This is a genomic window from Blastochloris sulfoviridis (assembly GCF_008630065.1).
Classification (GTDB): Bacteria; Pseudomonadota; Alphaproteobacteria; order Rhizobiales; family Xanthobacteraceae; genus Blastochloris; species Blastochloris sulfoviridis.
Window position 1 is genome coordinate 13,030 of the sequence record NZ_VWPL01000029.1, and the last position, 22,905, is coordinate 35,934.

Consider the following 22,905-nt stretch of genomic DNA (forward strand, 5'->3'; position numbering starts at 1 on the left):
CAGGGATTTGATGGCTAAGGACGCATCAGACGGCTCCGGCCGATCAGGCCGGAGCCGTGTATTCCGGTCGTCGAATAGTACCTTATTTATCAATGTTCTTTCGGCAAGATTGTTTTCGGGATCCCAAAGGGATTATCCGGAAACCGGATCAGGCGCGGCGGCACTCTCGTTTGCGGCAGCCGGCTTCCTTCCGTCCTTCCATTTGATCTGTCGTTCCGGGATCGCGACAAGATCGATGACGATCTCTCTCTTGGCTTCGTCGAAAAACACCCAGATCCCGCGCGCCTCGGACATCGATTTCGTTCGCAGGTCTCCCGCGGTGGAGCATACGCTCTTCACGAACCGGAAGAACTCGAATTCGCTGTATTTGAATTTCTTGACGTCCTCGAAATAGAGGGCCTGCGGCTTGTCGTCATAGCCTTTGACGACAAGATTCCAGTTCTCGTACGGCTCGCGCTCACGTCGCTCGCGGCGCCCTTCGAACGCCGACACGAACCATCCCGTCACGACCGTGAACAGCAGGAACGACGGCAGTTCGGTCGCCAGCCAGTCCGCGGACACAATGTTGCTGGCGAGGCCCTCGCCCAGGCGGAAAATCCAGTCGGTCATCTGCGTCGCTCCCCAAGCTCCATCGATACGCTGTCATTTGCACGGCGCCGGGAGTTCCTAAAGGACGACAACCTTGCGACGAAGGCGAAGACTTGGGCAAGCCGCAACGTTGCCGGACTTGACAGTCTGATCTTAAGGTTGTGAACCTTCTGCGCGAAAAGCAGGGCGGGGACATGAGCGTTCAACACGTGCACGTCGTTCTCATCGAGACGGCGTCGAATCAGGATTTCGTCTTCCAGTCGAACAAGCTGCGCGACGTCGTCGGAGCATCCGACCTGATCACCCGCGTCGGCACGCAATGGGCGATCGAAGCCGCCGCCAGTTTGGGCGGACCGCGGAAGCCCGAGAACCCGATCATCAAGGACCGCGTCGATTATCTCAACACGGCGCCGCGCTTTGGAGCGGGTAGCACGCCGGCGGTCGAGCCGGTGGTCTGCACCTCGGGCAAGGCGGTGTTCCTGGTGCGCGATCAGGCGGTCGGCGAGGACATCGTCTATTGCGTGACCCGCCGGGCGCTGGAGGAGGCGCCGGGCCTGACCGTGCGCGGCGCGGTGAGCAGGCCGCTTTCACTGGATGCGCCGGCCGAAGATGCCGGACGGCTGGTCGAGGGTCTGTTCAAGGAAATCGAGCGGCTGCGGCTCGATCTGCCGCCGACCGAGGCACGCTTCCCGTTCCAGCCGATGGTCGCGCCCTGCGACGTCACCGGCCTGCCGGCAGAGGGCTTTGTGGATCGTGGTCCCGAACCGGTGCTGCTCGCGGCGACGTCGATCGCCAAGCGCAAGGCGGCGAAACCCGAAAGCCGCCCTGAAGATGACGACTGGACGTCCTATGAGCGCGCCGAAGCCGACCTTGAACTTAATGGGTTGGAAATCGCGCGCAACCCAAGAGATCTCGAAGACTCAGTGGACTGGCTTGCCGTGGTCCACGCCGACGGCAACGGCTTCGGCCAAGTGTTCCTGAACCTTGCCGACTATTGCAAGAAAGACGGCAAAGCCCGCGATTATTTCGACCTCTATCGCGAGCTGTCGGTCTCGCTCGATCTGGTTGGCGTTGCGGCGCTGAAGGCGGCGCTGCCGATGCTCGGAACGGCATGGTTTGAACGCCGTCGCTGCGGCGATGACGGACGCTGGAGAGAGACGAGTATCAAAGGAATCCCGCTCGCGGTCAGCGTGATGGGCGGCGATGATCTCACCGTAATCTGCGATGGCAGCCGGGCAGTGCAGTTCACCAAAGCCTATCTGGCGGCGTTCGAGCGATTGGTCGAGGAGAAGACGGTCGAGGACAACGCCAACGTGATCCCCACGCTCGTTCACAAGTGCGAGGGCAAGAAGGACTTTGGCGCGGCGGCCGGCGTCGCCATCGTCAAGCCGCACCATCCCCTGCACCGCGCGTTCGAGCTGGCCGAGGCCCTGACCAAAAGCGCGAAGTCTCTGGTGAAGGAGGACCTCGGATCGCCCGGACTGACGGCGCTCGACTTCCAGGTGGTCTATGGCGACACCTCCAGCAGCCTTCAGGCGATGCGCAAGGAATGGAAGACCGAGACGAAGGATGGGACGACGGACGAGGTCTGCCTCGCCTACGCCCGCCCCTACGTGGTGTCGCATCAGGGACGCAGGGCGCATTTGAAAGACCCCGAGCGTTTCGACCTTCGCCATTTCGCCACGCTTGAAGCTGCCGTCGCGCAGCTCCGCAAGCGCGACCAGGAAGGGCGGCCGCTGTTTCCGCGTTCGCAGCAGCACGAGTTGCGCGAGGCGGTGCTCGCCGGCCGCGCCATCGCCGATGCGCGGCTGAAGCTGATCGCAACGCGATACACGATCGATTGGACGGCGTTCGGCGGCACGGCGCCGGGGCACGCGGAGCCAGCCCTGTTTGTTGAGGAGGACAGCCGTAGGGTCCAGGAGCGGACCGAGATCACATGGATCACGCGTCTGCTCGACGCGATGGATCTCGTCGACATCGACCCCAAGCGGGACACTGCAGGATCACAACCGACGCCGGACGTCGCCGCCTCGGGAGCCGCACAATGACCAGCTTCAATCTGCGCCTCAAGATGCTGTCGGACTGGCGGATCGGCTCGGGGGTCGGCCGGCAGGGCGCGGTGGACGGCCTCGTTGCGCGCGACGCCTGCGGCCTTCCCTACGTGCCGTCGACGACGCTGCGCGGCATCTGGCGCGACGCCGCCGAGCAGCTCGCCTATGGCCTCGACGAGGGCGCTGACGGCGCTTTCACCCGCCTAGTCAATGATCTGTTCGGCAGCCAGCCGGCGATCGACCAAGGGCGCGGCTTCGACAACTGTCCGGTGCGGGCGCTGCTGACGGTCACGGACGCGCGCTTTCCGTCCAGACTGGGCGAGTTCATCAAGGAAAACAAGAAGAAAGCGGCCCAGGCTGCCTTCACCTTCGTCAAGAGCGGAGTGGCGATCGATCCTGTCAGTGGCCGGGCCAGGGATGACTTCCTGCGCTTCGACGAGATCGCGCGGACCGGCGCGCTGCTGGATGCCACCGCGACCATCGAGGAGATCGGCGGCAATCCTGAGTTCAACCAAATCGCGCAAGACTTCGCGCTCGCCGCGTTGCGCCTCGTCGAGCGTCTCGGCGGCGACCGCCGGCGTGGCGCCGGGCGCTGCCAAGTGGATGTCATCGTCAACGGCAAGACGCCGAAAGCGGTGATCGACGATGCGGTCACCGCGCTGGCCTCCCGGGTCGAGCGCAAGGCTGCGGTGCCGCGCCGAACAGTGCCGGGTGATGATGCCGGTGGTGAGGTGAAATACGACGCGCCACCGGTCGATGGCGGCGTGTATCGACTGCCGTTAACGATCACGCTCACGACGCCGACGACCCTGATCGCGCGGGTCGAAGGCAACGTCATCAGCACGCTCGACCACGTGCCCGGCACCATGCTGATCCAGGCCGTGGCGAACCTGCTCGGTGCCGCGAAACACGGTAACCTATTTGCCCAGGCGCTCGGTGCCGGCCGCATTCGCGTACTCCCGGCCTATCCGGGACGCGATGGGACGCGTGGCGTGCCGCTGCCGATCGTGCTCGAACAGAAAAAAGAGTGGGAGAAGGGCGACGACGTCGGCCCTGCCGTGCCGTCGGAGACCGGCCGCGCCTCGAAACGCCCGCCCGGTCGAGTGCGCAACCGCCTTTACAAGGAGTCCGAGCCGGACGCCGCGCAGTACAAGCCGCTGCGCTCGGGCTATTGCCTGACCACGATCGAGGACACCGGGGGCCTGCGTCTCGTCGAGGCAAAAAAGCCGACGCTGCGCACCCACAATGCCGTCGAGGATCAGCGCCAGAAGCCGACCGAGGACGCCGGCGGCGGCGTCTATGTCGCCGAGGTGCTGCCGCCCGGCACGAAGCTTTACAGCGCGCTCATCATCGACGCGACGCTCGCCGGGTCTTTCCCCGGGCGCCTGGTACCCGACCCCGCCGCATTGGCAGGCCACGCCGTCCCTGCGCGGCTCGGCCGCGGCAAGGCGGCCGGCTTCGGCGCGGCGATGGTCGAGGTCGGGAAACCATTTTTGGCGCCGATGCCGGAGGCATTCAAAGACCGCGACCTCGTCCTGCTTGTCGCCAGCGACCTCGTGCTTCCGGCGGGCGCCCTCGCGCCGCTGACCGACGTGCTTCAGGACATGCTGAAGGAGGCGGGGGTCGAGGGTACCGTGTGCGACGTACGGAGCGACCTGCGGTTTCGCCGGCTCGACGGCTGGATTGCGCAGTGGAGTCTGCCACGCCCGACGCTGACCGCGGTGAAGGCCGGGTCGGTGATCGTGGTCTGCAATGCCAACGCTTCCGCCGAGGCGCTTGATCGTCTTTCGGCAGTGGGGCTCGGTATGCGCCGTGGTGAGGGCTTCGGCGAGATCACCGTCGATCCACCAATCCTGCGCGACAATGTGCAGCTTAATCCCCAAGCGGAGAAGGGGGCCAGGAGGGATGATCCGGAAGGATCGAGCAAGGAGTCCGATGTGTTCAACGCGGCGGGCGACCTTGAGAAATTCCTGCGCGGGGTGGAGAAGGTGGCGGTTCTCGGCGTGGTGCGTACCTTCGCCGAGCTTGCCGCGGCAGATGCTGGTCTCCGGCGGGAATTTCTCGGCTGGACGCTCGGCGCCGAAGTGAAACCGCCGATGAGCCAGCTCGGCAACATCCGGACGAGGATCGACCCGCGCGCCGATGAGCCGGATTTCCGGGCCGCGGTCGATTATCTAGATAAGACCAAAGCATCGGCGCGGGCCAAATCGTGGGGCGGGGCGATCGGCACGCTGCGGGATCTGCTCAAACCGCCCGAGACATCTGAGGGGGCGATCTGGACCATATTTGCCCGAGCCAGCTCCGCCTTTGGTCAGGCATTGGCGCAGGCGCTCATCGTCTCGAACGAGGCGGCGGCGAAACGCACCTTCGCCAGGAAGGCGACGGCGGAGTTCCTGCTCGCCGCAATACGTCAGCACAAGCGGGCGAGTGAAGGCAGCCAGCGCGAGACGGCGCCTGTTTCCGGGGAGGCATGAACCATGGCTCGCAAGCTTTGCGCCATCTTCGAGGTTCAAGCGGTGCTCACCGCCGAGGTGCCACTGCACGTCGGCAGCCGCGACGATCAACTCGGCCAGGACGCCCCGCTCGCCCTAAACGGCAAGGGCGAGCCCTATCTGCCCGGCACCAGCCTCGCCGGCCCGATGCGCAGCTGGTGGCAGGAAGCGTTCGGGGAAGACCCTGAAAATCAGCGCACAATCTGGGGCCGGATCGAGGAAAAGGGCGAAGGCAAGAACAGACAAGGTGCGAAAGAATTCGGCTTTGCCAGCCTGTTGTCGGTCGAGGATGCACCGGCGATGCTGGCGGGCGGGCCCACTGAATTGCGCGACGGGGTGGGGATCGACCGCGTCACCGGCGCGGCGGCGGAGAACATCAAATACGATCGCGAGGTGCTGCCGGCTGGCACCACCTTCGGCCTCTCATTGCGGCTTGAGGTACCGTCCACCTCAGACGTACTGCCCGCGCTCACGGTCGAGATGGCCAAGCAACGCCTTGCGGCACTGCTGCTGGCGCTGGAGAACGGCGACATCCGCTTCGGTGGCGGCAAGACCCGCGGCCTCGGCCGCCTCCTGGCAAGCGGTATCCAGATCGTCTGTCACGACGTGAATAAGGCGGCAGGTATCCTGGCACGGCTGAAGGGCAAAGGCGAGGCGTTTAATTGGAAGGCTCTCAGAGAGGGTGCCCAGCGATGTCTCGGTGGTCGCGTTGTGCTCCTCATACACTGGACCGCCAGCACGCCGGTTATGAACAAAGCGGGCGTTGAGGGCCTGACGGTCGACGCGCTGCCGCTGGTGAGCGGCGGACGGGGCGAAAAGGAGGCGGTTCTCAATCCGGTGCTGACCGGCGCCTCGATCAAGGGCGTGCTGCGCGCCCAGGCTGAGCGCATCTGCCGGACGAAGGCGAAAGCATATGGCTGCCCTGGCGACGATTTCCTGACGCAGATTTCTCTGGAGCAGATCAGGATCCCGCTGGTCGAGGCGCTGTTCGGCGGGCCGGGCCGGGCCGCGAAGAAGCAAGGCAACGAAGGCGAGGTATCCGCAAGTAAGCGGCAACAAAGCAGGGTCGGCCTTGGCGCGCTCGGCGTCGATGACTGCATCGTCGGCGCGCCGCTCACGCCGGATCGCTGGCGCCGGATTCTGGAAGCAACGAGCGCGGAGTCCGATGAGGCCGTCCGCGCCGCCCAGGATGCCATCGACGCCAACTGGACCGGAGCGCGCCTGTCGCAGCACGTCGCCATAGACCGCTGGACCGGCGCGGCTGCGGCGAACCTGCTGTTCAACCGCCTGGAGCCGCCGACGCCGGACGGCGGCGTGTTCCGACTGACGCTCGACACCCGACGGATCGTGTCCGACGAGCCCAATGGGCACATTGCAGGCGCAGCCGTGGTGCTGCTGATGTTCGTGCTGCGTGACTTGGCACGCGAGCGCATTCCGGTCGGCTTCGGCTCAACCCGCGGTTTTGGCTCGATCAAGCTGGAAAAGATCGTCGTGGAGTCCGCAGGCGAGGAGGCGAAGACATTCGCCTTCAAGGAGATCACGGCGGATCAGCTCATTGCACGTGATAAGAACGCGCTGCAGAGTTTCGAGGCGGCCGACAAAGACTGGCACGAATATTGGAACTCATATCCGCACGCGCGCGACCAGACTGCGGGGGCAGCATGACAACCAACACGACAATCCCGCTCTATCAGGTCCGGCGTGATGGCATTCCGCCTGGTGTTATTCTCGCTGAGCTGAAGAGAGCCGGCCTTGCCGATGGGCTCGCCTTCGCCCTGCTGATGGGACGGCGGCGCTTCGATCTCGCCCGTGTCGGTACCGCTGGGCTGTACGTTGCAACCGGCAATCCCGCGCGGCTTGAGGACGCCTACGAAATCCGTTTGTTCGGGCCGCGGACGGACGCGCACTGGCAGCGCACCGGCGCCGATACCGGCCGGATGTCCGTCCTGACCATCCAGGCGCTGTCTGGTGAGGACAAGGGCTCGACCATCGAGACCACCGGCAGCCTGTGCCGCCACTACCGTCTGTTCGGCAAGACCAAGACCGAGGCCATGGATGCAAAAGGCTGGTGCCGGCTGTCATCCTCACGGGTGGCACCGATCCCGGTGCCGGTCGAGGCAGAGGCCAATAAATACCTGCAACTCGATGCCGTCGAGCACATTGCGCGCTTCAAACACGGCAATGCCGCAGTCATCGCCGAGAGGTTGACGGGGATTTCGGTGGTCTCCGCGACCGAACACCAGAAGGAACACGACGATGGGCAATGAGCAGACCGGCAAGCTCAAACGGGTGCGGACCGGGAGCCAGATCGCGTGGCGGCTCGACTGGACGTTCAAGGGCCGGGCCGAATCCCGGGGACACAGTGCCATCTTTCCAAAGCTCGATCCCGTGCTGCAGCAGATCGACGCGCCGGAGGGCGCGGCGTTCGATGTGCTGTTCACCTTCAAAACAGGCAACATCGATCGCATCTGGCTGGCGGACCAGACGATCGCCGAGAAGGAGCAGCAGCGGCTCGCGGCCAACGAAGCTGCGGCGGGCCGGCCGTTCGCGCAGCCTGACAACTGGAAGCCACCGGCGCTGAAGCCGCACTTCCATAACCCTTACAACTTCATCCCAACGCCGGATGGGCAGCCCAGCAGCAACAACGGGCTTGGCCACAGGGCCCCGGTCGGCCACCACGCCTATCATCCCGGCCATTATTCAGGCCGCATCGGGGTGAAGCTCACCGTCGTCACGCCGCTGATCGTGTGCGACGCGGCACGTGGCCGCCGCAACGGGCACGGTCACCTCACCGTCGACGTGCTGACCGATCGCAAAGAGCCGGTGATCCCCATCACCTCGTTCAAGGGCGTGCTGCGCTCGGCCTATGAGGCGATCACCTGTTCAAGAATGGGGGTGTTCCGGGGGCATAACGAAAAACTCGGCCGCCGCATGGCAGCGGGCGAGGGGCTGGCGATGGTGCCGGCGCGCATCGGCGACGACGGGACTTCGGTCGAGTTCTGGATGGGCACGGCAACGCCCCACAATTCCAACGAGTGGGACAAAGCACGCCCCGAAATGGGCAACAACAATCGCTGGCGGATTCCGGGCGGCACGATGTACGCGGCGTGGCTGCCGGCCTATGACAGATATGCTCCGCCCAACGCGCACGGCCCCAACCCTGACCCGCACCGGTGCCGATACCCTGACGGCCCCCCAGACAAACGCGAGCCGAAACATGGCGATCCCGTGGTGTGCTGGCTGCGCAAGGTGGCGAAGGGCGCAATCTTCAGTTACTGGCGGGTCGAGGAAATCCGCCATGGCCACGACACGAGCAAGCTGTCCGCCAACGCGCCGGAGACCCTCAGGGGGGGCGGTCACGCTTATGTGGACGGCGTGAAGCCGATCAAGGCGATCGGCTATGTCTGCAGAACCGGCCAAAACTTCAGCCGCAAGCATGACGAGCGGGTGTTCTTCGTTCCCGCTCCGGGGCAGAATTTCACGGTCACCGCGCCGTTCGTTGATGCTTCGCTTCACCCGCCCTTCGATGCGATTGCGAAGAACTGGAGCCGGCTCGTAGCGGACTATCGCGAGGTGGCCGAAGACACCAGGAAACGGCGCGAGAAAAACGGAACTCCTCCGCAGGCCTATCTCGGCAAGGATCCCGGCAAGACCGCGTTTTCCCGCCACATCTACGAGGACGACGCGACAAATTTGCGTCCCGGCAGCCTGTGCTACGCGTTGGTCGGCCGCGACGGCAAGGTCAAGGACCTCTATCCCGTCATGATCGCCCGCGAGTTGGCGGATTATCCGCCGGAAGAGGCCTTGCCCGCCAATGTCCGCCCCGCCCGGACTATAGACGAGCTGTCGCCGGCTGACCGGGTGTTTGGCTGGGTGAACCAGGATGGCGGTGCCAAACGTAACCGCAACATGGTGCGTGGCCAGTTGCGCATCGACTCGCTCAAGTTTGAGGGGCATCCAGCGAACGCGCCGATCACCAAATTCGACGGCGAGGGCCTGCCGCTGGCGATCCTGTCGACGCCCAAGCCGCAGCAGGCCCGCTTCTATCTCGCCGCCGACCGTGCCGGCACACCGCAGGCCAATGCCCGCAGTGCCGACGAGACCTTCTATAAGGGCAAGGCGGAGGCGAAGTCGCTGCGCGGCCGAAAAGTGTTCCCGCACCATCGCCACACCACCGCAGCCGCGGGCTATTGGGACGGCAGGGCGGCGATCGCCAATCCGGCCGCGCCGGTCACGCACAACGACAAGACCTATTACCGCGAGTTCGTGCGCCAGCGCGTTCCGGGCGAGCCCACGAAATGGCGCGATGACCAGAACCGTTCGATCAAGGGCTGGATCGAGCGGGACTCGACGTTCACCGCCACCATAGACGTGATCAATCTGGCGTCGGCAGAACTCGGCGCGCTGCTGTGGCTGCTGAACCTGCCGGACGGGCACTATCTGCGCATGGGGTTCGGAAAGCCACTCGGCTTCGGCAGCGTGCGGGTCGAGCTGACCTCCGTCGATCTCGCCGATGGCGAAGCGATCCGCGCCGACTATGACTCGCTGTACGAAAAACCAAAATCCGCTTGCTCCGCGGAGACGGCGCCCGCCGCGTCCCAGGTTGAGGCCGTCCAGCTTCAGCCGCTTTACGCATCCGTCACCGAGTCTGTGGCCAGCCATGGCCCGGTCGGTGCCTTCAAGCGCGACCTGTCGGCGCTGTTCAGGGGCAAGCTGAAGTTCGACGACATTGCGGTGGTGAAGGCGTTCCTCGCGGCCGCGAAGGGCTTCGAGGACGAACGGCCGGTTCATTACCCAAGGGCGAGCCATCACCAGCCGGTCACCCCGCCGGTACCGCCCCATCCTGAGGGCAAGAACTACGAGTGGTTCGTCGAGAACGTGGCGCAGGAGAACAAAAAGGATAACAAGCCGGAGGGACCGCGCCTGGCGCTGCCGCCGCTGTGGGACGAGATCGGGCTACCGTATCTCTATCACAAGGAATAGGCGGGGAAACCGGCTGCCAGCTCGGGAAGCGCCGGTTGTCATGGGACCGGACCGATGGCGCCGACAGCGAGATTGAACGGCATCTATCAGAGATGACGATTTGTAATCTCGGGGCTATTGAGCGGCGTTCCCCAGAACATTCATGAAAATGCACCACCCGCGGACCGTTTCCGGACCGCGGGTGGCTTGGCAATGCTCTGATGGATGCGAGCGATACAGCCGCTAGGGCTGCGGAGTCGTGAGCGTGCGATCTAGTTTCCACGCAAGTCGACGACTCAATCCTCTGAAGGAACGAGGCTGGCACCAAAGCTCGGCTTTTCCCATGAGAGCAGAACGAAAATAATCCGACCGGCGAGTGAACCCGCCAGCCGAATTATCGCTCCGTCACTGATTCGGTGAAGCAAGCACCACAATTGGCATGCTCAAGGCGAGCGCCAAGCCAATCGCCACAACCACCGCGAGCAGGAGATATTTGTCGTCGATTTTGTGGCGGATATTAGATCGCACGGCGCCATTACGGCTCGTCTGGTTTCGAGGTATCTTCACTTTTCTCTCCGGTTGCGGGCAGAACGCCCATTCTCCCAATAGCAGAAAATCGGATGCGTTCCAAGCGAGACGCGTTACGTCAACCGCACCGCACCCAGCCCCATCGCCGCACCCTTGCCGGCGTGGACGAACTGCCCGAACCACAGGAACGGCCACAGTGGTTCAAGGCCAACAAGTGGCAGCCGGAATGATCCGAGCACGCCGCCCATATTGATCTCCTGACCTTGATGGGATGACCAGCGCTGCTGGTCGGCAAACACGAGGTCCGCCTCGCGCATGCGGGCTTCGTGCCCGAGCGCGAACAGCGTTCGGAAGTCGATCGCGAGCGGCGCAAATCCGAGCGTTCGCTGCAGGATCGAGACGCGGCGGATAAGCGCTTCGATGAGGTCACCGGCTGTGAGCCTGCGTACGCCGAGCAGGCGCCCGGCCCGCACCAGCCGCAGCGGCGTCGCGAGGGTAATCTCGACGGCCGATGGGCAATCGGGAACCGGCGGCACTTCCGCGGCAACCGGCGCAACCTCTCCAGTCGGCAGCAGCACCGGCCGGCAATCGCCCGGCGCCCGCCACGCAATCTCGGCGGAAACCAGCGTGGCGCGCCCGCGATGTCCAGTCTTGTCGGCGCTTCCCAGGCCGTGCTCAGCGGCGGAGGCGAAAGCGGCGAGAATGGCAGGAACAGACGCGACGACCCGGTCGCCGATCAAAGTGAGCCCGATGGTTTCGACTCCCCCGGCGGGGATCGTTCTTGGGCCACTCGGCGAGTCGATAACGTAAGGGGCCGGCGACTTGATATGCCTCGGCAGGATGTCATTCTCGTCTTCTGGCGCGAACACGGTATTGTAGAGGTCTTCGCGTTGAAGCGCCCCAGTGCTGACCGTCGTGACGGTAGTGGGCCAAACCTCCGACAGCGGACGCGTCGGGTCCGAAAGGCGTCTCAGACCGCATCCAAATACGCTGCGCCAGAAAGCGCCGCGGAACTCAGGTAAATGTTTCAGATCTTCATCGGCTCGAAACGTTAACTGGAGGCGAAGCAAAGGCAGATCGGGCTGTATTGTCATTTTTTTATTATAGCGCATAAGATCGCTTCGGTCAAAGAACATGCATCGGCCGGCTGATTGCCATGCAGAAGCATGGATGCGTGGCTTGACCGCTGCCTTGCCCGTCTTGCCAGGCAGGCCTGTCCAGCCCGCCATCCTTATCGCGAATGCTCTCGGGCACCGCAGCCGCTTCAGCCCAAAAGCCTGGACTGCAAAAAATTCGCCCGCTAACAAGTCCCTGTTGCCGTTCGGAGGCCGGACATGACGGACGTTGACGCATCGCCGAAAGCTGCCGCAGGGACCGCAGGCATTCCGGATTCAGGTGCCACGGAGGCGCCCACAACGTCGACTGCGACGCACTCCGACGCTGTTCGGTCCGCTGTCGCGGAGCCGGTGCTGCCGCTGCTGCGGCTCGATCTTGCCTTCATGATTGACGAGCCGGTGATGCTGCCGGGCAACCGCGGCAATCTGTGGCGCGGCATCCTGGGGCCGGCACTCAAGCGCATCGATGAAGGCGTGTTACCTGGCCTGTCGCACGGCGAGCTCGCGCCCGGCTCACTCTATGACACCTTCATCGGCGAGGGCAGCCGGTCCGCCGGCGCGCCGCGCCCCTATGTCATCGACGCGCCCAGCCGGATGGGAACCCACCCCGTCGCCCGTGGCGATATCGAACGCATAGGGCTGACGCTGATCGGCCGTCCGGCAAGCGCGGTGGAGGCGGTGCTCGGCGCCTTCGACTTCGCGGCGCGGGTCGGGCTCGGCGCCGGACACGGCCGGACGCAAACGCGCGGCCGCGGCCATCTCCAAACGGTGACGGCGGCTTGGCGCAACGACGGCGTCGACATCGTGCTGTTCGATCACAATGGGTTCCGCCCCGCGGCGGTGGCGGAATTCCCGGCGGTGCCGCCGTGTCCGCCTCGGCTCAGGGTGATCCTGGCGACGCCGCTGCGTCTGGTGCACGACGGGTTACCCATTGGCCCCGACACCTTCGAGCCCGGCAATCTGGTGGGCAGCCTCGTGCAGCGCGTCAAAACTCTGTCCACCGCGTTCTGCGACGTGATGCTGGAGCCTGACATTGACGACCTCAAGGCGCGCTGGCGCGCATTGCGCGCGTCCGAAAAGATGCTCGCCTTCTCCGACGGCATGCGCTGGTCGGGCAACCAGCACAAGGATGTCGGCGCCGGCGGCCTGATCGGCAGCTTCATGCTCGACATGCAAGGCTTCGAGCCGCTGTTTCCCTATCTCTGGCTGGGTCAGTGGGTACACGCCGGCAAGGGCGTCGTCGCTGGGCTCGGCGCGATCCGGCTCAAGCCGACGTAACATAATGTGCCGGCTCCCGAAATGGCTGATCTGCCCGGATGGCGGCGCGGACCGCAGGTCCGGCGCGGCAAGGTTGCCGGCACTGCCGCCGTGCACCGCCGTCATCTATGCTCACGATCGATTGCGACGACGATGATGCCGCCCGTGCCCGAGCCCCGTTCCCCTGCCGACTTTCCCCGCCGCGTTCTGCTCGCCTCGCTCGGCCTTGCGCCGCAGGTTCTCACCGAAACTCTCTATTGCTTGGCGCAGGCAAGCCCGCCCTTCGTGCCGACTGAAATTCATGTGGTGACGACGCTGGAAGGGCGGCACCGGGCGATGCTGACGCTGCTCGACGAATCCACCGCAATGCTTTCCGCACTGGAAGCCGATATTCGCATCGCCGGCCTACGCGCGGCGCTGACGCCGGAGCGGATTCACGTGATCGTCGATGTCGCGGGCACGCCGCTCGCCGATATCGATTCGGAAGCCGACAATGCCGCGACCGCGGACCTGATTGTCCGCCTGGTGCGGGAATTCACGGCCGACCAGGAGTGCGCGCTGCACGCCTCCATCGCCGGCGGTCGCAAGACGATGGGTTTTTTGTTGGGCTATACGTTGTCACTATTCGGCCGGCCGCAGGACCGTCTGTCGCATGTGCTTGTATCCGAGCCGTTTCAGGCCCACCCGCAGTTCTTCTTTCCACCACGCATGCCGCGTGTGCTGCTGGACCGCAACCAGCGCCCCGTCTCTACAGCCGAAGCGCAGCTGACTTTGGCCGAGATTCCGGTCGTGCGGCTTCGCGATGGCCTGCCGCGAGGCTTCCTCACCGCAGACTGGCGCTATTCGGACATAGTGGCGGCCGCGCAGAGCGCGATGTCTCAACCGGTGATCAAGATCGATGTGCCGGCGGGGCGGTTATTCTGCGGCGGCATCGCGGTTCCGCTCAAGCCGGTTACATTCGCCGTCGCGGCATGGATGGCGGCGCGGACCGCACGCCTCGGCCCTGAGGATGGCGCCATTCGCTGGAGCACATGCGACTGGACGGAATTTCTGGACATCTATTCCAGACTTCCGGACCAGCAGCCTGCGCGCGTTGTACGACTGCGGCAGCGGCTGAAAGAGCCGGCTGGGGAGGAGGAGTTTCTCCGTGAGCATGTCTCGCGGTTGAAGCGTGCGCTGCGGGAGACGCTGGGACCCGATTCGACACCCTACGAACCGCGTCCGTTTGGGCGCAAGCCATCGACCCGGGTTGGGTTCGCGTTGCTGCCAGGAGCCATCACCGTAAAACTGGCGTAGCCTGTCTTGCCGGTGAACGTTCCTTTTGGAGCAGGGCAATCGGGTGAAAAAATCAGGCTGCCAAGAGGCTTGCGAGGAAGTCGTCGTCCCAGGCGGCGACTTTTCGCTTGAGGCGGAGTGAGTCCTTGCCTGGAGCCTTGCGGATGAGGTTGAGGGCCATGTGTGTGTTTGGCCGAGCGGCACGACGACGCTCCCTAGGGCGACCCCTCAGCGCAGCAGGATGCCGAAAGCCGCGACCATCGGCTCAAGCGACCTCACGCCTCCGAGAGCAAACACCGCCAGCCCGACGACGAGCGAAAGTGCGATGCTGGATTCCACCAGCCTCCCGCCGTTCTCGTCACGCGCGTCGTTCGGTACTAAGGTCTGGAGATAGGCACGCATCGGACAGTCTCTCCCGTCGAAAGCGGACATGCGGGCCGCGGTGATCGAGCCATCCGCGTGAACGTCTCGGACACTGGCTTCCGGTCGAACACACCGGAGAGCTTCGTTAGAACTGAGCCGGAGCCGGGCCACTGGCAGCCCTTTCCGAATCAGGGGTTCTGGAGACGTGGAATCCAAGGGAAACGCTCGGACGCCATATCACCTCGATCGTCGCATCGGTCGTGGTTCTCGGCTTGCGTCTTAGATCTCGACCGTATCTTCATTCGACACGAAAGAGATGAATCGAAGCTTAAGACGCTGCCCGGCCGAGCCTCGGCATGTGTTTCGTACCCGATGACCAAAGCCGCTTCCGGGCGCTTCCTCGGCGCGCCCGAAACGACGGGCTCGGTCGAGAGCCCTTCTTGGAACCCGGACAGACGTACGATGGGGCAGGCTATGACGCCGCACCCGCCGCTTCGCGCCAAGAGGCAATCTATCGCTCAGTCCCGTTGGTCGGGTCGCTCTATTGGCAGCCGAAGAACCCGCATTGCTGAGATTTCGGCAGGGTCGACGGCAGGACGAAGAAGGTCGACGGCAGATAGACCGTCTCGGCTCCGACCAGTGGCCGATAAAGGTAGGTGCGCTTGATCGCCGAGACCCCGTTGCCGGACACGAAATCGCGGCCAGTCCACGCGACCTTCGCAGGATCGACATACTGTCCGGCTTTCGCGTTGTTAAGGTGGTAGCCGATCCAGCACACGTCCTTCTTCACGCCCTCAATGACCTCTGGGTCGGTGCTGTCGATCCTCTGGAGCAGGATCTGTACCGGCACCGCGAGGAAGCTCTGATCGGCGCCCGGCAACGTCGCGAGGTCGGCCAGGATGGCCCGAATCTCGTCGTCGGTCCACGCTTGGTCACCTGAGAACGCCTCCGCCAGCTTGACGATGGCCTGACGAAAAGCGGCGCGCTGCTCCGGCCGGCCGGCCGAGGAGCACAGGTTCGCGAACGTGAGCGCTAGGAAATCGAGCTGCGGGGGCTCAAGCGCGACCGTGTAGGTCCAGTCGACCGGAACCTCTATGCCCTGCTCGCGCACCCTGAGCGGTGCGAAGCCGGAGCTCGCCTGGACGATCAGCTTGTTGACGACGTCGTCCAGGCCATACTGCTGGCGCAGGCGCTCGCTCAGGACGATCCGAGACGCCGCCGCATTCATCGCCTGGGCGGAAACGTCCCGGCCGAGAGCCTTGGCGCGAGCATCCCCGAGAGTTCGGACCACTTCGGCGAGCACGTCATCAAGCTGGCCCTTGACGACCGCGGAGGTCGAGCGCTCGCGATCCCCCAGGTTCACCTGCGGCAGGTTCGGCCTCTCGGGTGTTCTCGCGACAGGGGAGAACAGCATCGCGGCCTGACCCAGCAGGCGTCTTCGAGCTTCGGCGCGCAGGGGGTCGCCCTCGTCGTCCGTCACGACGACGATCGGGACATAATAGACCTTGTTGGATTCGAGACGGCGGAGAGTCTCTGCCACGTCGGCCGCCTCGCGCGAGCCGTGGTCGGCGATGTGGATGATCACGCGCGGCGCGTCTGCAAACCACCCTCTTGCGTCGAATCGACCGCTCAGTTGTGCAACGGCTTCAATCGCCGCCTCGCTGAACTCGCCGACGTCGTCGCTGAGGCCCTTGTGGGCCGAGACGCGCGCCAGCGAGCCGCGCGGGTCGAAGCCCGGCGTGATAAGCATCGGCGCCACGAGCTCTTCGGTCTTAATCGGGTCATTGAGCCCCTTGCGCTTGGCATCGACGAAATCGCTGTAGGCAACCACCGATATCCGGACCTCGGGAAGGCGGTTGGTGGGATCGGATCGATGCTGCCAGTAGCTCGATATGAAGTCCATGATCCCCTGCTGGACGAGCGGCAGGTAGGGGACCATGCTCTCGGTCGTATCGACCACGAGCATCACGTTCAGCCGACGGAGGCGATCGATCGCCTCTGCAAGTCCAGTCTCGGCCATAAGCTGGGCCGCCGATCCCGGTCCGATCCGGCCCAGGAAGACCACCTCGTGGAATGGCGGGTCGGTGCTCACATATTGGGGCGTTCGCGCGGGGTCGACAGTCCGAATGATCGGGTAGCTGAGCAGCGGCAGCCGGCCGTGGATGTAGGCGGCGAGGCTCGCCGCGCTGCCGTCGAAGGTAACGGTCGGCGGCGGCGCGCCGCTCCGCCAGTTGCGGATCAGCTCTCCCCGAGCCTGGAACATCGCCCCTCGCCCGCTCGGGCCATAGAACAGGCCGAGGCGGGTCGGCCAAAGCTGAAGGTCGTCGAGCTTCACCCAACCGAACAGATCGCCGTCGCCGTCGCCGGCAAGCGCCATTAGAGCCCCGCCTTCCCCTGGCTTCACGTCGTGGATCTCGAGCACTGAGAAGAACGACTTGGTGTCGAGCTTGCGGCCACCGAGCGGGGCGGTGGTGAACGGCGCGATGTACGACTTCTGGCCGGACGCCGAGCCGGTTAGAATACCCTTGGCGCGGAGCCCATGAGGAACGCCACGACATGTCTCGTCGGCGGCTTGGTTGTCAGCCCGCCCCTGTAGCGCCTTGCAGAACTCGGTGAACAGCATCGCCCGCGGGGTCTCGCACACCGCGCGGGTCGGATGCCCGACCGCGAGCGGCCGCATGGTGTGCTCGTCCAGGAGATCGCTACGGGCGACCCAGCCGCAGGTCTCGAAGCGCTCGTCTGCCACGAACACCAGATCACGGCCGGCGATCTGGACCTTGTTGTAGCAGCTGACCTTCTGGAACGCGCGCTCGAGCTGCCGCATCGGCGTGCGTGCGTTCGGCTGGCCGAGCAGATCGATGCGCTCTCCGACCAGCCATTGTCCGCCGCTCGCCTTTCCCGCCAAGTCGACGGCGAGGGCGCGGCACTCCGCCGGTGAGCCGACTCGAAGGCGCTCGATCTCCACCAAGGATTGGCCGCGCGCCGGAGTCCCGGCCACGACCGCGGCGAGCGCGGCGGCGGCAAAGGCGCCGAGTCGTAGGGACGAGGTTGCCATCACCGCAGCTCCCTGCTCGAGACGAGATCGTCGACCAGCGCGCCGAGCCTGTCGGACAGTGCCGAGCCGAAGCGAAAGCCAATTTCCGCGGCGCTGCGCCACTCGTCCGCCAGGAACGGGTGAACGGTGACGCGCACATCCGGGGAGCGACACGTGATCATCTCCGTCGACCACCCGGACGATGACACGGCGGTGTCGAGCCGGCCGAGCGGAACGGCCCGCCCGGCCGCGGCCTGGACGATCGGGAACACAACGAGATGGAGCGAAGCGGAGGTGGACTTGGCGAGGTCGGCGAGGACATCACCGTAGACCTTCGAGTCGCAGATGTCCGAGCCGGGGGCGACCCTCGCGACACCGTTGCCGATCAGTACCAGGACGACGCGGTCGCCGGCGATCGCGCCCTGGGGCAGAAGTCCGCGGACGAGGTTGCTGATCTGGCTGCCCGAAGCGAGGTTCAACTGGTCCCGAGAGCTGTCCGCGAGTTGGGCGTGCCGAGCCCCCACGAACTGGCTCTCCGGGTTCTGGCGTAGAGTCGCTTTCTCCATCCGCACCAGGGACTGGGGGCGATTGGTTTGCGAAACCGCAAACACTTCAGCGGATTGTAGACCCCAGGCCACGTCCGACCGTGTCGTCTTCGCCCGCACGTGCGCACTCTTGATCGCCTCAAGGATCACCCGGCCGAGTTCCCCCCGCGCTGAGGAATCGAACTTCGCCGCGTCGAGACTGGAATCGTTGGCGAGGGGAACATAGACGACGCGAGCCGTCGCCGACGGCCGCTCGACGAGATCGAATTCCAGGACGTCGCCCGACGCCTCGACGACGACAGTCCGCTTCTCCACGGCGCACTCCGCCCGGTTGCCGACGTTCTGGACCGTGATGGCGACACGCCCATCCTCGATGCGCGGCTCGTCCCGGAATGACGCGGTGAACTCGGAGGAGTTCGCGTTGGGATCAAGACCCTGCCTCCGGGACCCTCCGCGGGACGCCTCGTAGGAGACATCCAGACTGCAGCTGCTCAAATCCAGGCCGGTGGGGACGCGGATCTTCACCTTGGTAGGCGCTCCGACCGGGACGATCTGCCAATCACCGTTCGGGCGGACGTTCACACTCGCCCGCTCCTTCCGAAGGAGATCGAACAATGGGCCGGCGCAGGGCGTCCGAGGATCGATGAACTTGGCACCCAGCGCGACCAGGAGGCAGGCGAAGTTGCCGAACTCGCCGATCGCGAGATCCTTCTCTAACCCACTGCGTTCTCGTAGCGTGAAGCGTTGAATGGCGACCGCAGGCGGTGGGGCGCCGGCCGAAGCCGATCCCCCCCGGTCCTGGGTACCAGTGGCCGTCGAGGGAGTCGTCGCGGACACGCCGGATCCTCGAACGTTGGTGGCAGAATTCGCTGACTGCGCCTCTTCCGACTGCGAGCTCTGCTCCAAGGGCTTCATGAGATCGCGGCACGACACCGGAAAGCATAGCATCGCCACGATGATCTTTCCATCGGACGAGCCGATAGCGAACTTGGCCGGTAACCCGCCCTCCCGCAGCCTCGTTTCGTCCCCCAAAAATACGAATACATCACTCGGCTTGTCGCCGAATAATTTATTAGACTCGAACCTGTCTCTATTCAATATATATCCAGCGCTTCCTATGTATTTTCTGTCGAAAAAATACTCGCCTGCCGTGAAATTTATACGATATTTTTCATTTTTCCACTGATTAATCCTCTCAACAATACTCTTCTTTTGATCTTGCTGTATAGCAAATAAAACAATTTTATTATTATATAAGTTTTTAAAATGCGTAGGTGCTCCATTTTTTTTAATGCTTATATGCTCGAACCCAATATTTGCTAATACACAGCTATTGTTCTTGTCTCCAATCTGGAAACCAACCTCCAGGACATCGTCTATTTTATATCCGATCTTTCCGCCAATACCCTGAGATGAAATTCGCATTTCAGTATTAAACTCAATGTGGTCACTGAAATATTTGCGGGCATCCATCGCGGGCTTGATGGTCCCCAGGAGCCTTTTGCAATCGAAGTTCTGGGCCTGGGCCGGAGCGCCCGGCGTGGCTAGCATCATCAGCAGAACGGCGATGAGACCAAGTTGGCGGACCATGTCCTCTCCCCTTATCGCAGGACCAGAGCGTGGGCCTCCTCGTCGAAGCCGGGGGCTTCGACGGTGGCGCCGGACGGCGCCGCGCGGCGACAGACGCGGATCTGCCCATGCTGCCATACCCAGATGGCGAGCTTGTAGGGCTGCTCCTTGCCGGTCTGCCGCGTCAGCCACTCGAGCGCCTCGCCGCATTTCACGCCGTCGAGACGAGGCGCATTGCCGAGCCGCGCTACGAGCTGGTCGCTGGCCACGAACGACTCGTACGCGCCGCCGACATAGGCGTAGCCTTCGTCCGGCGTCAGCCCGAGTTTCTGGAACCGCTCCTCAAGTTGTCGAATCCGTCGATTGGCGGTCTCAAGCGCCGCGCCGCCCTCGCACGCCAGCGGCGGCTGGCGCGGCGGCAGCGATTCGATCGTTGGGCACGTCCGCACTGGCGACGCCGGCCTGTCGTCGACCGAAGCCCTGCACGCCTCGAGATCGACGAGGAGCCGTGCGTTGCTGTTGCGGTTCACCGCCTCGTGTGCCGTGCAGGCGTCGAGCTTCTGCGCCATCTCCTCGAAACGGCGGTGCATGGCGACCAGTTCGCTCGCCAGCAGTGTCTGCGCGTCGCCGCAGGTTGCCGGCTCCGCGCGCGTCGAGGCGCCGCTCCCCTCCGCGGTCGGCGTTGCCGGCAGCGTAAAAGTCTGTGCCGCCAACGGCGCGACCATCACCAGCTGCAGCACCAGCGCAACCACCGGCGCTGCCGGGACACGCCACAATCCGCTCTCGCGATAGGCTCGCTTGGTCATCGGCTCAATCCTGCAGGTATTTCGTGAGACGTTTACCCATGGAGTGCCACCAAGAACCGACGGTGACGAGGACGGAGAAGAGCCAGCATACGATCGCGATCAGACTGGTGTAGAGAAAGGCGAGGTCTCGATGCGGCTCCATGCTCCCGAAGTCATCCGGCACGACGGCGCGAAGTGCCGGCCAGGAAACGTGGATCGCGACGAGCAGCGCCGCCAGTGCCAGCGCAAGTCCGGGCGCAAGGTGCAAGGTCATCACCTTCAGCATGTCGAGCTGCCCGAAACCGTGGGCGCGGAACAGCGCCAGAACCCGCTTGTTGCGTTCGAGCAGGCCGTTGACGACGATGAAGACGATGAACCCGAGGCAGAAGAAGTTGAGCGCGACGAGCCCGCTGGGTAGCCAGTCCGCGGCAGTGGCGATCTGCTGCAGCGTGCGCACCGCGGCCTCGCTGTCGTCCCGAATGACGTAGCCCCGAGCGTGGAGCACAGTCTTGGCAGTCTCGAAGCCGGAGATAGGGAAATAGGCGGTCGCGATCCGGAACGGCTCGGGCGGCATCTCGCCCCGGTTGGCGATGCGCTGCACGTCCTGCTCAAGGACCAGCAACTGTGCGGGGGCGGGATGAAGCGGAGGCATCTGACGCGCGACGCCAACAATCTCGAGACGAACCGGCGCGGACCGCCCGTTCGCATCGACGGCCGCCCACTCCACCTCGACTGGGCCGTCGAAAGCGAACCCGCAGTGGCGGCGTAGGAGTTCCACGATGCGCACGTCGAGGATCGCGAGTGCGGGGGCATCCGCAAGGCCGGCGGACTCGGTTGCACGCTGCGCGATCGCGGCTATCCGTGCTTGGGACACCCCTGCTCCAACCAGCTCGGTCTGGCGAAGCAGCGGGTCGTCCCGATCAAGCGCCACCGTGTCCAGCGCCGTCCACTCCCCGCAGCCGTCGCGGCCTTCGGAAAACCGGATCTCAGAGCGGGGGACGGTGCGGCGGCCGAACACCTTTACACGGTCGGGGTCGCCCCGGGCCAGATCACTCCTGCTCAGTCCGTCGCGGATCGCGTCGCGGATCGCGACCAGCGTCGTGGCCGCGTAGAGCCGCTCCGCGGTGCCTATGCCGCGTCGCTCCGAATCGAGCACGATCTCGTGCTCAAACACGATGCGCGCCACGGCCGGATCCTGCAGACGAACATCGGAATAGACGGTCGCGGTTCGACCGAGCATGAGCGCCAGGAACATCTGGGTGAGCAGCACCGTGAGCACGATCGCCAGACCCCACCCGGAATAGCGGAGCGGGAACCCGACGATTGTGCGGAACCAGTAACGAATGCGACCGGTCGCCGGCAGTGCGAAGCCCGGGTCGACCCGCCCGATCAGCGCCTGGAGGCCAAGCGGCATCAACGGGTCAGCGCGCACGTCCTCGACGCGCACGGCCCCCGGCCGGTCGGTCGAGAGCGCGTTGGCGATCCAGTGGGCATAGGTCGACTTGCCGACGTCGAGCGTGGCGGCATCGCGATCAGCATCGTCGCCACTCGCCGTCCTGATGCCGCGGCAATCGAGCTTGCGGGCGAAGCCCTCGAGCGCTGCACGACGCCGCTCCGGCTCGCCGGCATCGAGCGCCTCGGCAGTCTCGCCGTCGGGGCGAGCGATCCTGCCACGGGAGAGGAACACGAAATGATCGGCGTAGCGGGACGCCAAGTCGAGATCGTGCGTCACCCACAGGACCGGGCGGCCGGAGCTCTGCGACCAGTGCTGCAGCGCCAACATGACGGCGTCGGCATTCTCCCGGTCGAGGCTGCTGGTCGGCTCGTCGCAGAGAATTGCGCGGGCGCCGGTCAGCAGCGCCCGCATTACCGCGAAGCGCTGGGCCTCGCCGCCGGACAGGAGGCGGGTACGCTTGGCCAGCAGAGTGTGCTCGGTATCGAGCAAGCCGAGCGTGCGGAGCAGCCGGCGGGTCTCCGCCAGGGTCGGCGGCCGCCCGGCCGTCCCGGCCGCGACCCGCCCCTGCAGCATGTTCGCCGCGCCACTCGCCGCGCCGAGCAGCATCGACGACTGAAAGACGAAGGCGACGTCGCCGGCCGCGTGACCGCCGCCTCGGGCATCCTCGTCGCCGAAGCGCAGATGCCCGCCCTCGCCGATGGTCGGCGGGACGAAGCCCGCTAGTATCGACAGCAGCGTCGATTTGCCGGAACCGGACGGCCCGATGATCGCCGTGATGCCGGTCTTCGGCGTGTCGAGCGCGTCGATCACGACGCCCTGGACAGCGTCGCACGCCGTCGTGTTCTGGCCGTAGGTGAAGGATACAGATCGCAGCGAGAACATCAC

14 protein-coding genes are annotated in these 22,905 nt (G+C 64.8%); 7 read left to right on the forward strand and 7 right to left on the reverse strand.

Annotated elements, in window-relative coordinates:
* Positions 1–132 precede the first annotated feature (132 nt).
* Positions 133–609: a hypothetical protein gene (locus F1193_RS13575; protein ID WP_150098345.1), complete on the reverse strand. Its 477-nt coding sequence runs from the start codon at positions 607–609 to the stop codon at positions 133–135.
* A 140-nt stretch (positions 610–749) separates the two neighbouring features.
* Here F1193_RS13575 and F1193_RS13580 point away from each other — a divergent pair, with 140 nt between their 5' ends.
* The 5 genes from F1193_RS13580 to F1193_RS13600 are packed head-to-tail and all read left to right on the forward strand — an operon-like array spanning position 750 to position 10,114.
* Positions 750–2,636 (forward strand): hypothetical protein, encoded by a 1,887-nt coding sequence (locus tag F1193_RS13580; protein ID WP_150098346.1) that lies wholly within the window; start codon positions 750–752, stop codon positions 2,634–2,636.
* Positions 2,633–5,113: an RAMP superfamily CRISPR-associated protein gene (locus tag F1193_RS13585; RefSeq protein ID WP_170263641.1), complete on the forward strand. Its 2,481-nt coding sequence runs from the start codon at positions 2,633–2,635 to the stop codon at positions 5,111–5,113. Before F1193_RS13580 ends, F1193_RS13585 begins: the two co-directional genes overlap by 4 nt.
* Positions 5,114–5,116: 3 nt before the next feature.
* Complete coding sequence (locus F1193_RS13590) at positions 5,117–6,796, forward strand: RAMP superfamily CRISPR-associated protein (RefSeq protein WP_150098348.1); 1,680 nt, start codon at positions 5,117–5,119, stop codon at positions 6,794–6,796.
* Positions 6,793–7,398, forward strand: coding sequence for a type III-D CRISPR-associated protein Csx19 (gene csx19 / locus F1193_RS13595; RefSeq protein ID WP_150098349.1), 606 nt, complete (start codon positions 6,793–6,795; stop codon positions 7,396–7,398). Before F1193_RS13590 ends, csx19 begins: the two co-directional genes overlap by 4 nt.
* On the forward strand, positions 7,388–10,114 hold the full coding sequence (locus tag F1193_RS13600; RefSeq protein WP_150098350.1) for a TIGR03986 family type III CRISPR-associated RAMP protein: 2,727 nt from the start codon (positions 7,388–7,390) through the stop codon (positions 10,112–10,114). The genes csx19 and F1193_RS13600 overlap by 11 nt, the downstream gene beginning before the upstream one ends.
* 620 nt (positions 10,115–10,734) lie before the next feature.
* Here F1193_RS13600 and cas6 (F1193_RS13605) read toward each other — a convergent pair.
* Positions 10,735–11,850 carry a CRISPR system precrRNA processing endoribonuclease RAMP protein Cas6 gene (gene cas6, locus F1193_RS13605; RefSeq protein ID WP_150098351.1) on the reverse strand — a complete coding sequence of 372 codons (1,116 nt, stop codon included), beginning with the start codon at positions 11,848–11,850 and terminating at the stop codon, positions 10,735–10,737.
* 237 nt (positions 11,851–12,087) lie between these two features.
* Between cas6 (F1193_RS13605) and cas6 (F1193_RS13610) the strand changes: the two genes are divergently transcribed.
* Both cas6 (F1193_RS13610) and csm6 read left to right on the forward strand, forming a co-directional pair.
* Positions 12,088–13,014, forward strand: a complete 927-nt coding sequence (gene cas6, locus F1193_RS13610; protein WP_170263642.1) for a CRISPR system precrRNA processing endoribonuclease RAMP protein Cas6 — start codon at positions 12,088–12,090, stop codon at positions 13,012–13,014.
* A gap of 21 nt (positions 13,015–13,035) precedes the next feature.
* A complete protein-coding gene (csm6, locus tag F1193_RS13615) occupies positions 13,036–14,289 on the forward strand; it encodes a CRISPR-associated ring nuclease Csm6 (protein ID WP_150098353.1) in 1,254 nt (417 codons plus the stop codon).
* 207 nt (positions 14,290–14,496) lie between these two features.
* Here csm6 and F1193_RS17140 read toward each other — a convergent pair whose 3' ends face one another.
* The 5 genes from F1193_RS17140 to F1193_RS13635 all read right to left on the reverse strand — a co-directional run bounded on the left by F1193_RS17140 (position 14,497) and on the right by F1193_RS13635 (position 22,902).
* Complete coding sequence (locus F1193_RS17140) at positions 14,497–14,670, reverse strand: hypothetical protein (protein WP_170263644.1); 174 nt, start codon at positions 14,668–14,670, stop codon at positions 14,497–14,499.
* Positions 14,671–15,172: 502 nt separating this feature from the next.
* Positions 15,173–17,686 (reverse strand): vWA domain-containing protein, encoded by a 2,514-nt coding sequence (locus F1193_RS13620; protein ID WP_150098354.1) that lies wholly within the window; start codon positions 17,684–17,686, stop codon positions 15,173–15,175.
* The gene (locus F1193_RS13625; protein WP_150098355.1) at positions 17,686–19,800 is read right to left on the reverse strand and encodes a hypothetical protein; all 2,115 of its coding nucleotides are present in this window, start codon (positions 19,798–19,800) and stop codon (positions 17,686–17,688) included. Before F1193_RS13625 ends, F1193_RS13620 begins: the two co-directional genes overlap by 1 nt.
* Positions 19,801–19,811: 11 nt before the next feature.
* Entirely contained in the window at positions 19,812–20,585 is a 774-nt protein-coding gene (locus F1193_RS13630; RefSeq protein ID WP_150098356.1) for a hypothetical protein, read from the reverse strand.
* 4 nt (positions 20,586–20,589) lie between these two features.
* On the reverse strand, positions 20,590–22,902 hold the full coding sequence (locus tag F1193_RS13635) for an ATP-binding cassette domain-containing protein (protein WP_246164401.1): 2,313 nt from the start codon (positions 22,900–22,902) through the stop codon (positions 20,590–20,592).
* Positions 22,903–22,905: the final 3 nt, after the last annotated feature.

Bases quoted from the DNA above. Each gene is read 5' to 3' on its own strand.
- F1193_RS13585 (WP_170263641.1), top strand. From the start codon at position 2,633: ATGACCAGCTTCAATCTGCGCCTCAAGATGCTGTCGGACTGGCGGATC.
- csm6 (WP_150098353.1), top strand. From the start codon at position 13,036: ATGGCTGATCTGCCCGGATGGCGGCGCGGACCGCAGGTCCGGCGCGGC.
- F1193_RS13620 (WP_150098354.1), bottom strand. From the start codon at position 17,686: ATGGCAACCTCGTCCCTACGACTCGGCGCCTTTGCCGCCGCCGCGCTC.
- F1193_RS13630 (WP_150098356.1), bottom strand. From the start codon at position 20,585: ATGACCAAGCGAGCCTATCGCGAGAGCGGATTGTGGCGTGTCCCGGCA.
- F1193_RS17140 (WP_170263644.1), bottom strand. From the start codon at position 14,670: ATGCGTGCCTATCTCCAGACCTTAGTACCGAACGACGCGCGTGACGAG.
- F1193_RS13575 (WP_150098345.1), bottom strand. From the start codon at position 609: ATGACCGACTGGATTTTCCGCCTGGGCGAGGGCCTCGCCAGCAACATT.
- F1193_RS13625 (WP_150098355.1), bottom strand. From the start codon at position 19,800: ATGGTCCGCCAACTTGGTCTCATCGCCGTTCTGCTGATGATGCTAGCC.
- F1193_RS13635 (WP_246164401.1), bottom strand. From the start codon at position 22,902: ATGTTCTCGCTGCGATCTGTATCCTTCACCTACGGCCAGAACACGACG.
- F1193_RS13600 (WP_150098350.1), top strand. From the start codon at position 7,388: ATGGGCAATGAGCAGACCGGCAAGCTCAAACGGGTGCGGACCGGGAGC.
- F1193_RS13590 (WP_150098348.1), top strand. From the start codon at position 5,117: ATGGCTCGCAAGCTTTGCGCCATCTTCGAGGTTCAAGCGGTGCTCACC.
- cas6 (WP_150098351.1), bottom strand. From the start codon at position 11,850: ATGGCGGGCTGGACAGGCCTGCCTGGCAAGACGGGCAAGGCAGCGGTC.
- csx19 (WP_150098349.1), top strand. From the start codon at position 6,793: ATGACAACCAACACGACAATCCCGCTCTATCAGGTCCGGCGTGATGGC.